Consider the following 12427-nt stretch of genomic DNA (forward strand, 5'->3'; position numbering starts at 1 on the left):
TCAAGTGATCCAGACGATAGCGACAGTCAAAGTGACTCAAGCGATTCAGATGATAGCGACAGTCAAGATGACTCAAGCGATTCAGACGATAGCGACAGTCAAGGTGACTCAAGCGATTCAGACGACAGCGACAGTCAAGGTGACTCAAGCGACTCTGGTGATTCAGGGAGTTCACGCACCACTTCAAATACAACGGATGATAAAAAATTAAGCAATGAGGAAGTTGAGGCGATTATTCAAGCTCTTGATGAATATGATGACGACTTTCACGATAAATTGATTTCTTCGATAGAAGAAATGGCTGAACAACATCCAATTGGTCAAATTATTGGTTTACCAATAGCTAAAAATGAAAATAGTTTACCTTTAAGCAGTGATCGTCTTATCGATGACAATTTGAGAGGAATTATTTCACGTATTAAAAATCCATTAAAACGGATTTTTCATGACCAAAACTATGTTAACAACTCACTTCATAACAGAGGTAAATCGATTAGCTCTAGCCGTTTGGCAAGTGTTGTAATCGGAAATACTAAGGTATTTGATTCACAGGCCATACATCGTTCACCTAATGCGGCTATTGCATTATTGATCGATAAATCTGGTTCTATGGACGATTCTGATATGAAGATGGCAAATAGTGTTGCTTATTCATTAAGCACTGCACTTGATGGCATTCATGGAGTGGAATCTTTAGTGGCATATTATCCATTAAGGGACCAGGACTATGTGGAACATTTAGCGATAGTTAAATCATTTGAAGAAAAAAGTTCGATTCAAAGTTTCAATATTGGTTCGTTCGGAGGTACACCTACCGCTGAGGCTATTCAATCAGCAACTTCTTTATTAATGACTCGTGGAGAACCTAGGAAATTACTTTTTGTAATTACTGATGGAGACCCTAATAGTGTTAAAGATACAGAACTTGCAATAGAAGAAGCTCAAGCGTTAGGAGTCAAAGTTTTTGGTATAGGCATTAGACAAGTCGTCAGTGGATTTAAAGATACAGATTTTCATGTCATTGATTCTACAAAAGAGCTCGTTAATGCGTTAACCGTTGGACTTAAACACGCTTTTAAATAGCGTAAAAATTTCAATAACCCCAATGGGTACACTTTTACCCTTTGGGGGAAAAGTGTGCCCAACAAATGCCTTGGAGGGCACACTATGAACGTAGTAATCAAAGAGAAAAGAGCGAGTGGCTTAAATGCTTTTTACGTAATGCGTAATGGCAAAAAGGTATTGATTGGAGCCTCATGGGTAATGAGACCACTTCTAAATCGGTAAATCTTAGTGCGACCTAGTAATAGGTCGCTCTTTCTAACTTGCTTGCGGAAACCACCAAAGTTTCTTTTAGCAAGGGAGTTTTGGGGTTTCCGTAGGCAATATTTAGGAGAGTTATTATGTACCAAGCCAGTCACTCTAAGATTAAAAAAGTAAAAGCACTTGTTGCTCAGCAAGGCGGTTGGAGAAATATATTTGAACATTTTAGTGGTTTAAAAGCTGCAATTGACAAATATCCAGCACAAACACCCTGCCCAAAAACTGGGGATGGTTCAACTGTGTTTCGTCTAGTTAACGGTTGGGAACAAACAGGCCAAGCTTTTCATAATTACGTTGGAAAACTAACCGATGGACTGAATGTAATTGCATTTTATCGCAACTGCTCTATTAAAGAGGCTGCCGATGAAGTGTTACAAATTACAGGAGGTGATTATCAAGCGATAAGTTATCGAGAAGTTTCCGCGCAACTAAGCCGAGAACAACAGCAAAAATCTGAATACTGTAGTAAAGAGAAAAAAGAACAGCGATTGAAGTCATTACAAAGGGTATATCATGAAGCTATACCTGTGTATAAGTCTGAAATTGCTATGAATTACTTGAGATGTCGAGGTTTGACGTTAACAAGTGAAGAAGTTCGGAAATTTTCTTCAACTTTAGGTTTCCACCCGGGGCTTAAATATTACTGTTCAGATAAAAAGCAGGTTATTGGTACATATCCAGCATTACTTGGCATTTTTAAAAGTAAAGACGGAAGCAATTTAACTATCCACCGGATTTATCTGAAGCCTGACGGCAGCGGCAAAGCTGATGTTAGTAATCCTAAAAAGTTAATGAGCCCTCCTGGTTATATGGGTGGGGGTTCATTTCAATTAGGGGAGCCACTACCGTTGAGGTGTGGAGGTAAATACATTGGGGTAACAGAAGGAATTGAAACGGCCTTAGCGCTATTCAATGCCAATGGTTTACCTTGTTGGTCGTTATATAGCGATACCGTTCTTGCGCTTTTTGAGCCTGATTCTGACATCACACATGTTGGTATTTGGTCTGAAAAGGAGCCTAGTGGTGCGGGATTAACATCAGCGAATAAGTTGATGAAAAGACTAAGTGAAATAGGGGTGAAATGTCATATTTATTACCCTGACTTCCTTAACGCAGAAAAAGAGGATTGGTTGGATGTGTTTAATTCAAATCCATCGTTAATCCATGGCTATACGGCCAGATAAATGCTCTGTCACATAGTTCCCCATAGTGGGAACTATGTTGACTGGGTTATCCATCACAAAAAGCATTTAGCAGTGCCTTTTGTGATGGATAACCTTACCTTTAACAAGTGGAGTAAATGATCATGGCCAAAACCGAATACGTACAAGGCATTTTTGATTGTGCATCAAGCATATTAACGATTGGTACTAACAAAGCATTCCATATTCGAGAAGATTTATCACGAATGGATAGCTACGATAGAATTGAAAAATTAACTACTTGGGCTCGTCAAAAATCTCTTATCACTCAAAACGGTTTAATAGCAGAAATTTGACTGTGAAGAGGCGGTAATGATTTACCGCCTCATAAACCCAAGTAGATTTTCCAAAGTCTATTTAGGTTTATGATTTCCTCAATCGTTTATCCCTATTATTAATTTTTTAAGCCTCTTTTGGCTTTGAACTTAATTATATATAAGCGCATGTCAGCTCAACATGGGAAACCCGAGCGGCTATTTTTAGAAATGAGAGTAGTGACCGGCATTAACAATATTAAAGCAATATCGTTAATGTGAGAGCCTTTGGCTAATTAACCCCCTTGGGAGACATTCTTTCCCATTGGGATCAATGTCTTTCAAATTTTACGAATCTGGAGGACACATAATGCACAACAAACAACAATCAACATTGCACTGTTTTGAGAGATATGAGTACAACCAATTTATCATCGATAATGTTGTTGACCATCGTGGCGACGAATCTGAAATTAATTGTCCAAATTGCGGTAAAACGGCAATAAAACATCATTTTGAGGCTTGTCATAGCGGTAGCGTTAATCAACATTACACGCTTAATTGTGAACATTGTGGATATCACAGATGCGACCAAGATGTGTGTAAACGATGTGATGAGGCGACTCAAGACGATGCGGGATATATTCACTATCGATTCATGCTGGAATTAGATGAATTAGTAGATCTAGCATTAGAACAACTCATAACAGATGACAACGAAGTCTTTGCAGCTATCCGAAAAAGACTTCATCAAGATGAACATGAAATAGATTTTGATATGTTTTATTTTTCTGATAACTCTACGAATCGTTTTAATTTCATGACTTATCTTTTAATCGAAATTATGGATAGGAAATTTGATCTTTGGCTCGATGAACAAGTCGAATTATTTAGAATTTCATAACTCATAAGCAAACCCTTTGGGAGACATTACTTCCCATTGGGATCAATGTCTTTCAAATTTACGGATCTGGAGGACACAATGAAAATCAAAATCCCAAAAAATGTTGAACTTAAAACTCTTGATAATCAAATTCAATTTGGTTGTAAAAGTGGTTTTTGTGGTCAATGCAAATCTAATTTAATCTCTGGAACAGTCGAATTAATCCAAACGCCGATAGCAATATTGGGGACAGGTGAAATTTTGGCTTGTTGTTGTAAATCAAACTCATCGATTGTTATAGAACAACACTAGGAGGGAGTCATGCAAAATATTGTAATCGATAATCTTCTCGTGATGGCAATAATCAAAACTGTAGGAAATATTCTAACAGCGGCGGTGCCATCTTTAGCGGCTTATATCATCGGTAAGAAAGTCGTCAACAACAATAAACTTCAAAGACGTTTAGATTCAGCATTATCAGACATACAGTTTCTATTAATGGTGGAAAAACTTCATTGTAGAGAACACATGATCACAGAAGGGAAAAGCAACAAACTCACTATTCGCAATTGCGTGAAGCATGAACTGGGTTTTTTCTGGAGTGGTAAAAACACTTTATCGCGAATTGACAGAACCATCTCGTTAGAGAGTGATTCTAAAATTATTCAAATGGATAAACCTGTACGTCCAAAAAGAATGACATCGAGGTACTAGCAATGATAAATCCGTTAGCCATAGAAGCTCAAAACTTAATTAAAACGTTTCGAGATTACGAAGCTGATTGTAAGCAACGTCCCGATGCCGATGAAGGTGTTAGAGCATTTCAATTCTGTGCAATAGCACTAGAAGAAATGCTTAGACGCCATGGCGTACATGTAGGTCAAACGATAGATAGTGAAGTGCAATTCACTTCTATTAATCAACGTTAACCAATAAATAAACCCCACTAGGGCATATCACCCTAATGGGTCGATGTGTCCTTTAATTTGTAAATGGAGAGACACATTATGAATCAACCGATCAAACTAATACCGCTACATATTCAGTCATTAGATTCTCAATTGATTGATAAAACAGGTGATGGATTTGGGTACAGTAGCTTTCACAATGAGGGAGACGAAACCAAGTTGACGCCAGGCGGTATTTTGGTCCACAAAAAAACAAAAATGCGCTTTGAAGTGCCCTTGCCGTCGTTTACCGTTGAACAGTTTGAGAAAAAACCTTATACCGACGTATGGACGACAGAAAGGGATGACCTTGAGTGTTGGAAGAGTATTAGGCATGACTATATAGGTAAGCGAACCATGCTTGCCTGTGAAAATGGTAAAACTGTTCTACTCATAGAGGATAAGCATTTTACGATAGAAAACTAACCCCCCATAGGGCATATCACCCTAATGGGTTGGTGTGTCCTTAAAGTTTTATATGGAGAGACACACTATGTTAGATGCACAAGTTATTTACTCAAAAATCAAGAAAGAATCTGAAAAAACAGGTTGGCCAGTTAACCATCGTGGTGATATAGAAAGTGATGAATTACTGTTAAAAAGGGCTGCTCTGGAAACCCCACATAGAGAATATATTTGGATACTGCGAGACAGTGGTACTTGTTTGATCCCACTTTTTGAGGGTATCGACCCTGTTCATGTCAGCAATTGGTCGGATGGGCTTTTTTATCATGCCATTGAAGACAAATTGAATAGTATCCCCAAGGAAATGGCGCTCAGTTTGATCCAAGAGCCGCCATTTAGCATGAAGTCGTGCACATCTTTACCGATTTTGGTTGATAAGATGTCACATTTATTAAGCTCACCTTGGTCGCGAAATGAGATGTTTTCTCTTAATAATGACAAAACCAATCCTGCTTCCTGGGAGTCGTGGAAAAAGGCATTTAATGAAAGTGGTAATCAGCTCATGGTTGATTTTATCACGAACGTTCAATGTCACGCTGCAACACTCACGAAACTACGGTTAGTCGCTTAACAATTTAAACATACCCCAATGGGCACATAATCTACCCATTGGGAAATTGTGCCCTCAACGTCTTTGGAGGACACATTATGTTATCTCAACATCAAATCGATAATCAATTGAAATACGAGCAATTCAAAAGAGAAATAGCGGCAGAGTCACCAGTACCTTGCGACATTAAGGTTGGCGATTTTGTCACTTTTACTAATGAATTCGGCATATTTTTTCGTAAACCAAAGCAAGTCATTGGTTTTTCTGATGAGTGTTATTTACCAGAACGCTTTATCTATACTGAGAGCGATGCATATTGGTTTCCAAAAAAAGTAGAACAACTACATAAGGTTGAAAAGACTTCTACTGGTTGTTTGCTTGTACGTGAAGCAACACCACAATCACTTTATCAATTTGAAAATGAACTTATAGACGACCTTAATTGGAAGATATTGGTTCGTGATAACAAATTGCATTGTGTGTGGTGTAATGACTTTACAATGGAGGTAGTGACGTATTGCGAAGGGGACATTATTTGGACTTCTGCGCTAAATCAAGAAATGTATGAGTCTGAATTATTGAGAATACTCTCTTTTTTTAGCGCTCATTAAGGAGTTTGATATGTTTACGAGTTCAATAGCGTCATATCCCGATAGAGGTCCTTTTGGCAATAACAAATATCGAGGTAATTGCACCGGTCATATCGTTTCAGATTTAATCGACAATTATCTTCCCGTTGGAGGTTTATTTGTAGATCCAGCCATCGGTGGTGGAACGTCTTGTGACGTTGCGGCATCAAAAGGCATCCGCTTTTTTGGTACTGATCTACATAGTGGATTTAATCTGCTAGTGGATGATTTACTGACAACGGTCGGGGAACAAGCAAATCTGATATTGTTTCACCCGCCCTATGGCAGCATGATCCCGTACTCAGGAAACATGTGGGGAGTCGAGCATAAGCACGATATGAGTCGATTATCCGATGAAGATTTTAAAGCTGCGCTGAAGTTAGCGCTGCATAATATCTCGGATGCGACTTTGCCAGGAGGTCACTACGCCGTGTTAATGGGTAATCAACGTCGAAAAGGGGTTTATATTAACTGGTCTTCAATCACTGAAGCACTAGCGCCTGACCCTTTGTGCGATGAAATTATCAAACTACAACATAACGTAGCAAGCGATTCTAGCTCTTACCGTAAGCCAATTGTGAAAATTATGCATGAAAAGCTTTTGGTTTTTAGGCGGTCGCCAAATAGAAATACTGTTGTGAGTTTAGAGCAGTATGTCTCAACACTTGAAAATAACTTAGCTCAAGAATTGTTAGTCACGCTTCGACGGGTGATGCAATGCAGTTCATGGAGTGAGGCTGAAATCTTATCGCTAATATCCAATGTGTATGCTCAAACGAGTTTACATATTGATTGGCAAGGATTAGTGCAAAAGTTGTTAACGAGTCACCATTTTATCAACCATAACGGACGCTTTAGTCTGGCTTAGTTGGTCAACATTAATACCCCTGCAGGGACACATCCCTGTTGGGGTTGTGTGCTCTGCGAATGGAGAACACACATGATTATTCCAACATTATCAGATAATGCACATTTGGCTCTGGCGCAACTTGCTGGTGGTTCCCGTGTCACTCGTGTACATACACAATGGCAAAAGGGCAATTCACTAACAAATATCGTTACTTATGGGATTAAAGACAAACGTACAGTAATGCACATTTTACGGACGGGTAGAGAGTGTGTGGCGTATGAAGTCAAACAATTAGAAAGATATTCAATGAGTCTTGCTATAGAGCAAGCTCGTGAAATTCTTGATGAAATTTAATTCCGCTGTAGAGGTTTTAAATCAACAACAACCAAAAATATAGATGGAAATCAGTGATTATTACTCGACCTACTAATCCTCGGGAACCAGATTTATTAATTGGTTTTGAATGCTTAGCGCTTATTATCCATGATTTAGATGGGAGTGAAGTTGCTACAGTATCAGCCCCGAACGGCCGATGGACACATGATGCATTAGAGTCATTAGATCTCCATGCATATTGTCCTAATGGCTGGGATGCTTATTTAGGTACAAATTTGATAGGCAGTTCAGAAGTGTAAAAACCAAAAACCACGGCAATGTCGTGGTTTTTTTATTTATTGGCAACCTCATTTTTATAGGGCTTTACCTTTGCTCAACCGTGAAAAAATTTTCGGTACTTTCAATTATTCTTCGTTGATTTTCTAGACCGTTCGAGTGGTTAAGAAGATTGTATTTGATTTATAACGTAGACAATGATTTCGCTAATGAATATGGAATTCCTAACATTTTAGCAATCTTACTGATAGAGATACCTTGACCAGATAGGCGTTTGATTTCGGTAACTCTGTATTTTCGCTCAGCCGTTCCTCTATCCCGTTTTACATCATTCATTACTTGTACCTCTGAATGTTGACATCATATATTTATCTTGTCCCTTTATCATAATTGCACATTCACAACCCGCAACTGGTCATGACTAAATATATTATCGATGCTTTTTTGCGGTATTAAATTCGGGATCTAACGATATCTTGTAGAGCTGTTTTTTATTGAATCTTTAACTAATGCTTCGACGAACGTTTCCAATATCCCCTGTATTCATGCGGCTTATAGACAATCGCTTTATTTTTGCTCTATGATGTAGGAAATGCAGTTTCCTATGATGGTCTATGAGCGATACAATAGAATTTAAGTGGGTGTGGCATGTGCCGTATTTACGCACAGTCAAACAGCCAGAAACATTAACTCCAGACGAGTTCATCGATCTGGTTGAACGCATAGATAACGAGCGACTAGATCCGCTGGTTTGCGCCCGAAATCAGGCAATGCTTTGGATGACCTATGGTAGTTGCTTTCGAGCCGTAGAGGTCAGCCAGTGGAAAGTGAGGGAAGCCGTTTATCCCAATGGTGAGCTGGTACATCTGACGCGATTACGTGCTGATGCGACAAAGGGTAATTACCCAGCCATTGCACCCGTCATCATAGACGAACAGCGGCAGTACGTGAACAGATGGCTGGATTATCGGGTGAAACACGGAATCAAGTTAGGTGCTGAACCTGATAAATATCGTGGGCTTGATCCTGAAAGTCATGTCTTTTTGAGTAACTGGCGCGGCACCTGGCAAGCATTCTCGCTTACCAGAAAAATCAGCAAGGGCAAGGAGTATTGGGTGGCTACGGCAGTACAAAACCTGCTGACTAAATTGTACAAAGAGTATGGGTTCAGCCACTCAAGTTCACATACTGGTCGCCACAGCATGGCTCGACTTGCTCAGAAACTGCTGAAACGCAAGGATCTAGATGCCGATCCGATAGTTCAGAACCTGCTGCATCATCGAAGTATCGAGAGCCAGCGAGATTATACTGACATTGATTTTAATCATATCCGCGAATGCTCGCGTAAGATGTTCCCTAAACCTAAGAAAAGGGGAAGGAAGCCAAAGAATGAGTAGCAGTGGTGTTTCAGGGGGGGGCAGATGCGACAAAGGCCACCCGAAGGCAGCCTCTGTAAAACAATTACATCGTGTTTGTCACCAGTTATCTGGGAGGGAACGCACAACGTGTATCCACTAACAATTATGAACTTAACAAACGATAAGTCAACAATAATATGAAAGAGTTTATCTCTACACCACGATTATCTACGTACAAAAGCCTTCTTAAGCTCAAGACTGATGAGCATGCGCTGAGAGCATATTATTGGAACAAGGCTTTATCTGGTGCTCTCTATCCAGCGCTGCAAGCACTAGAAGTGACCTTGAGAAATGCTTTGAACGAGGCGGTAAAAAACGCTCACTCTGGCAACTATGCTAATGAAGATTGGTGGTTCGAGCACATTGCCAAAGACGTGCAAGATACCAAAATAAGAAAGATGCATGCAAATAAATCTAAGCATTGGATAAAAGCAGATGGTAATGGTGGAGTTAAAAGAAAGAAGCACAGCTACTTTGAGCAACAAGTGCTTAAAGTCCAAAAAGATCTTAGAAATGAAGGTCGAACTCCAATACGCCATGATGATGTTCTCAGTAGACTTGGTCCGGAAAGTAAGATATATAAGAGAAGACTAAGAGCTATTTCCCAGTAAGAAAAGTAACAAAATCATAAAGACTCTTTAGTTGTGGCTGATGATTGACCTCTTTTGGTTTTTGTCACGTTATATGCAAGGCTGCCAATTAACCATAATGGATCAGGGTATCTGCTCATATTTTGATTTAATGATAATCATCATTAACATGGCTTACTATCTTTTTGGTCGTAGAGGCTCCCAAGTAAATGGGAGCATGGTGTCCGTGATGACCACCATTGCCGTTACCGCACTCATGTACTGTCTGCTGGCCTCCCTGTGTTCCTGCTTCTATAGTGATTGAACCAGAATCTTTAAACATAACAAATTGGCCACTAGTCATATCATCGGTGACGGGGTCATCTAAATGACCTAAGCAGCTGTAGCCGACCCGATAGTTTCCAGCTGGCAAATAACCCATGGCAAAGTGCCAGTTGCCGTCAATATCCTGCATCATAGGACTTACCGCAGTCGGTAGAGTTACCGCCTCAGGAGGATTGGTTCTCATATCTGTCATTTGATCAATATTAGTTACCTCTTCAGGATACAGATAGGCCATGTGACTAAATTGTCCCCCGATCGGAGTCCGGTCTGAATAAGTTGTCTCGCAATCGGCAATCCATTGAGGATCTACTTCACCCAGCAAGTGGCCCATATAGCGATTATCAACGGACCACATCGCTTGATGGCCTAAATGGTATTCACCTTGTTGATATGACAGGCCACGATACAAGTCAATTTCCATAGTGATGGAAATATGCTGGCCAGCTACTATTTCAAAATCTGAAACTGGAAGTTGTCCATCGGCTACATACAAACCGTGTCGACCCTGGCCATCTTCAACATAGCAGCCGTCATTGCCATCGCCCTGTTGGATGGTGACATAGGCATCATGGTACTGACCCAGAGGTAAGTCTATATTATCGACTACAAGATGGCTGTCCATCCCCTGAAAGTCGAGTAGATTAAACGTCATATCCTGTAAATCATGTCTATGGATTACGCCCTCAGCATCAGTCATGACCAGTTCCCCCATGACCATACCAACATGAGAAACTCCAACCATAGGTGAATCAGAAATAGCTAAAGAGAATTGCCCCTGAGGTAATACTTGTTCTGCTACCGTCACAGTAGTATTTGAATCACTCCCGCATGCGCTAAGTAAAAAAATCGAGGATAACAACATTGTTCTACAAATCGTCATAAAGCCGCCCTGAGTATATGAAATTAATCTAATAATACCCATTAAGAGGTATTCCTGGTGGTTTGTTGGAGATAAATGTGACTCAGAACAATGTATAAAATTAAGCCAGTGCTGTTAATGAATGAAAAACGTAATATTTTCATTCAACTACAAATTGTCTATGTTTTAAAAGTTCAAAATGTAATATTAATAGTAAAAATTTTCAATTTAAGTATTTGCTAATCAAATACATAAAGTTATTATTGGTTGTTGCATACAACGTGTTCTATTGTTCAAAAAATCTTGACTGTGAGTTTTTTAGAATGCTTTTCGTATTTTGGGGTATGTACGGTTTTAGACAAAATACAGTATTCAAAGACGTGGGGTTAGGGGGGGTAACCATGTTATGAAATTAAATCATTCAGAGAACGCATAATTTATTACTGGAAATAGATAGTAAGTTGACTCTTTTAATAGACCTAGGATTGTGACTTATGTCATGGAATTAGATTCTAAAATTTGCTAAGGTTAATAACATAATTCAACTGGATACAATTGCATGACTAAGATTTTGTTAAATTTAGCAGTTATATTGGCATTAATAACACAGTTATTAATGCCAAATAATGCTATGTCTAGCGAAATGTCCGAATCAAGTATGCAAACTAGCTCTATGTCACATTCAGTTATGATGGACAATGATTGTGATGATACCGATAACTGTTGTCCCGAAGATTCAAGCCACTGTATTAGCCATTGCCATGCAGTCGCTAATGCATTTGTTTTGTTATCAGATTCAAATTTAGTTAATGATCTATTCACAAGTTCTAAAGTTAACTCGACTTTATGGATATCAACTCCGGCTTCGCTTGGAAGTCAAAATCCCCCTCCAATTGCTTAATTCTTTATTTTAATTAACCACCTATATTAATTTATAAAGATTTTCGTTGCTCGTTTACTTATGAGCATCATAAAGCATCTGGAGTTTCTCATGAAAAAATTTATCGCAATTACACTTTTATCTGCTGTCAGTTCTATGTCTATGGCCGCCACTATTTCATTGCCGGACTATTTAGTATTTACATCCATTGATGGGCAGCCAACTGATCGGTCGAGCACAATTGATATCAAACAAGGACAGCATTTAGTCGAATTACGTTTTTTTGAAGTATTCACTGCGGGAGCAGATGATACAAACTTTGTTAAGTCAGACTCATTATATTGGAGTTTAAATTTAACAAATGATGAAGATATTCAGGTTAGTACAAAGGATATTTTATCTGCGAAAAATGCAAAAAGCTTCATTTCATCTCCAGTCATAACTCTTAATAGTGCAAGTATGAGTAATGAAACTGTCACCTTAGTAAATCACGAAGAATTGATGGCTATTATCATGAAGCAACATAGAAAAATGATGAGTCATTAGCACCACTGTGAGGGTGCTATTAATCTGCACCCTCAATTTATAAATAGACTACTAAAAAGTGGACGAGTCATCGAACCGCAAATTGGTGTCTGAAA

18 protein-coding genes are annotated in these 12427 nt (G+C 39.1%); 17 read left to right on the forward strand and 1 reads right to left on the reverse strand.

Annotation, left to right across the window (positions count from 1 at the left end):
• The 15 genes from H5185_RS12215 to H5185_RS12285 form a co-directional block, all read left to right on the forward strand.
• Window positions 1-1083, forward strand: a 1083-nt coding sequence (locus H5185_RS12215; RefSeq protein ID WP_182742228.1) for a VWA domain-containing protein, incomplete at its 5' end; no start/stop codon positions are given.
• 320 nt (window positions 1084-1403) lie between these two features.
• Complete coding sequence (locus tag H5185_RS12220; protein WP_182742229.1) at window positions 1404-2507, forward strand: toprim domain-containing protein; 1104 nt, start codon at window positions 1404-1406, stop codon at window positions 2505-2507.
• A gap of 122 nt (window positions 2508-2629) precedes the next feature.
• The gene (locus tag H5185_RS12225; protein ID WP_182742230.1) at window positions 2630-2821 is read left to right on the forward strand and encodes a hypothetical protein; all 192 of its coding nucleotides are present in this window, start codon (window positions 2630-2632) and stop codon (window positions 2819-2821) included.
• Window positions 2822-3149: 328 nt separating this feature from the next.
• Complete coding sequence (locus H5185_RS12230; protein WP_182742231.1) at window positions 3150-3683, forward strand: hypothetical protein; 534 nt, start codon at window positions 3150-3152, stop codon at window positions 3681-3683.
• A 78-nt stretch (window positions 3684-3761) separates the two neighbouring features.
• Window positions 3762-3974: a 2Fe-2S iron-sulfur cluster-binding protein gene (locus tag H5185_RS12235; RefSeq protein WP_182742232.1), complete on the forward strand. Its 213-nt coding sequence runs from the start codon at window positions 3762-3764 to the stop codon at window positions 3972-3974.
• A gap of 9 nt (window positions 3975-3983) precedes the next feature.
• Window positions 3984-4376 (forward strand): hypothetical protein, encoded by a 393-nt coding sequence (locus tag H5185_RS12240; protein ID WP_182742233.1) that lies wholly within the window; start codon window positions 3984-3986, stop codon window positions 4374-4376.
• Window positions 4377-4378: 2 nt separating this feature from the next.
• Window positions 4379-4591, forward strand: coding sequence for a hypothetical protein (locus H5185_RS12245; RefSeq protein WP_182742234.1), 213 nt, complete (start codon window positions 4379-4381; stop codon window positions 4589-4591).
• A gap of 78 nt (window positions 4592-4669) precedes the next feature.
• A complete protein-coding gene (locus H5185_RS12250) occupies window positions 4670-5035 on the forward strand; it encodes a hypothetical protein (protein WP_182742235.1) in 366 nt (121 codons plus the stop codon).
• Window positions 5036-5102: 67 nt separating this feature from the next.
• On the forward strand, window positions 5103-5645 hold the full coding sequence (locus tag H5185_RS12255) for a hypothetical protein (protein WP_182742236.1): 543 nt from the start codon (window positions 5103-5105) through the stop codon (window positions 5643-5645).
• Between the two features lie 77 nt (window positions 5646-5722).
• Window positions 5723-6235 (forward strand): hypothetical protein, encoded by a 513-nt coding sequence (locus tag H5185_RS12260; RefSeq protein WP_182742237.1) that lies wholly within the window; start codon window positions 5723-5725, stop codon window positions 6233-6235.
• Between the two features lie 10 nt (window positions 6236-6245).
• The gene (locus H5185_RS12265; protein WP_182742238.1) at window positions 6246-7121 is read left to right on the forward strand and encodes a DNA adenine modification methylase; all 876 of its coding nucleotides are present in this window, start codon (window positions 6246-6248) and stop codon (window positions 7119-7121) included.
• Window positions 7122-7193: 72 nt separating this feature from the next.
• Window positions 7194-7457 (forward strand): hypothetical protein, encoded by a 264-nt coding sequence (locus H5185_RS12270; protein WP_182742239.1) that lies wholly within the window; start codon window positions 7194-7196, stop codon window positions 7455-7457.
• 53 nt (window positions 7458-7510) lie between these two features.
• Window positions 7511-7738 (forward strand): hypothetical protein, encoded by a 228-nt coding sequence (locus H5185_RS12275; protein ID WP_182742240.1) that lies wholly within the window; start codon window positions 7511-7513, stop codon window positions 7736-7738.
• Between the two features lie 591 nt (window positions 7739-8329).
• The gene (locus tag H5185_RS12280; protein WP_182742241.1) at window positions 8330-9112 is read left to right on the forward strand and encodes a tyrosine-type recombinase/integrase; all 783 of its coding nucleotides are present in this window, start codon (window positions 8330-8332) and stop codon (window positions 9110-9112) included.
• Between the two features lie 158 nt (window positions 9113-9270).
• On the forward strand, window positions 9271-9744 hold the full coding sequence (locus H5185_RS12285) for an Abi family protein (RefSeq protein ID WP_182742242.1): 474 nt from the start codon (window positions 9271-9273) through the stop codon (window positions 9742-9744).
• A gap of 127 nt (window positions 9745-9871) precedes the next feature.
• Here the strand turns inward: H5185_RS12285 and H5185_RS12290 are convergent, their stop codons facing one another.
• Window positions 9872-10969 (reverse strand): DUF4382 domain-containing protein, encoded by a 1098-nt coding sequence (locus tag H5185_RS12290; protein ID WP_259396216.1) that lies wholly within the window; start codon window positions 10967-10969, stop codon window positions 9872-9874.
• Between the two features lie 496 nt (window positions 10970-11465).
• Here H5185_RS12290 and H5185_RS12295 point away from each other — a divergent pair, with 496 nt between their 5' ends.
• Together H5185_RS12295 and H5185_RS12300 are read left to right on the forward strand one after the other, a co-directional pair.
• Complete coding sequence (locus H5185_RS12295; protein WP_123884658.1) at window positions 11466-11807, forward strand: hypothetical protein; 342 nt, start codon at window positions 11466-11468, stop codon at window positions 11805-11807.
• A gap of 90 nt (window positions 11808-11897) precedes the next feature.
• A complete protein-coding gene (locus H5185_RS12300) occupies window positions 11898-12332 on the forward strand; it encodes a DUF2057 family protein (protein ID WP_124018410.1) in 435 nt (144 codons plus the stop codon).
• Window positions 12333-12427: the final 95 nt, after the last annotated feature.

The sequence above is a fragment of the Shewanella sp. SG44-6 genome (assembly GCF_014164185.1).
GTDB lineage: Bacteria > Pseudomonadota > Gammaproteobacteria > Enterobacterales > Shewanellaceae > Shewanella > Shewanella vesiculosa.

Excerpts from the sequence above, each read along its gene's own strand:
- H5185_RS12255 (WP_182742236.1), top strand. The coding sequence starts at position 5,103 with ATGTTAGATGCACAAGTTATTTACTCAAAAATCAAGAAAGAATCTGAA.
- H5185_RS12245 (WP_182742234.1), top strand. The coding sequence starts at position 4,379 with ATGATAAATCCGTTAGCCATAGAAGCTCAAAACTTAATTAAAACGTTT.
- H5185_RS12225 (WP_182742230.1), top strand. The coding sequence starts at position 2,630 with ATGGCCAAAACCGAATACGTACAAGGCATTTTTGATTGTGCATCAAGC.
- H5185_RS12285 (WP_182742242.1), top strand. The coding sequence starts at position 9,271 with ATGAAAGAGTTTATCTCTACACCACGATTATCTACGTACAAAAGCCTT.
- H5185_RS12280 (WP_182742241.1), top strand. The coding sequence starts at position 8,330 with ATGAGCGATACAATAGAATTTAAGTGGGTGTGGCATGTGCCGTATTTA.
- H5185_RS12235 (WP_182742232.1), top strand. The coding sequence starts at position 3,762 with ATGAAAATCAAAATCCCAAAAAATGTTGAACTTAAAACTCTTGATAAT.
- H5185_RS12270 (WP_182742239.1), top strand. The coding sequence starts at position 7,194 with ATGATTATTCCAACATTATCAGATAATGCACATTTGGCTCTGGCGCAA.
- H5185_RS12295 (WP_123884658.1), top strand. The coding sequence starts at position 11,466 with ATGACTAAGATTTTGTTAAATTTAGCAGTTATATTGGCATTAATAACA.
- H5185_RS12260 (WP_182742237.1), top strand. The coding sequence starts at position 5,723 with ATGTTATCTCAACATCAAATCGATAATCAATTGAAATACGAGCAATTC.
- H5185_RS12240 (WP_182742233.1), top strand. The coding sequence starts at position 3,984 with ATGCAAAATATTGTAATCGATAATCTTCTCGTGATGGCAATAATCAAA.
- H5185_RS12220 (WP_182742229.1), top strand. The coding sequence starts at position 1,404 with ATGTACCAAGCCAGTCACTCTAAGATTAAAAAAGTAAAAGCACTTGTT.
- H5185_RS12230 (WP_182742231.1), top strand. The coding sequence starts at position 3,150 with ATGCACAACAAACAACAATCAACATTGCACTGTTTTGAGAGATATGAG.
- H5185_RS12300 (WP_124018410.1), top strand. The coding sequence starts at position 11,898 with ATGAAAAAATTTATCGCAATTACACTTTTATCTGCTGTCAGTTCTATG.
- H5185_RS12265 (WP_182742238.1), top strand. The coding sequence starts at position 6,246 with ATGTTTACGAGTTCAATAGCGTCATATCCCGATAGAGGTCCTTTTGGC.
- H5185_RS12250 (WP_182742235.1), top strand. The coding sequence starts at position 4,670 with ATGAATCAACCGATCAAACTAATACCGCTACATATTCAGTCATTAGAT.
- H5185_RS12290 (WP_259396216.1), bottom strand. The coding sequence starts at position 10,969 with ATGGGTATTATTAGATTAATTTCATATACTCAGGGCGGCTTTATGACG.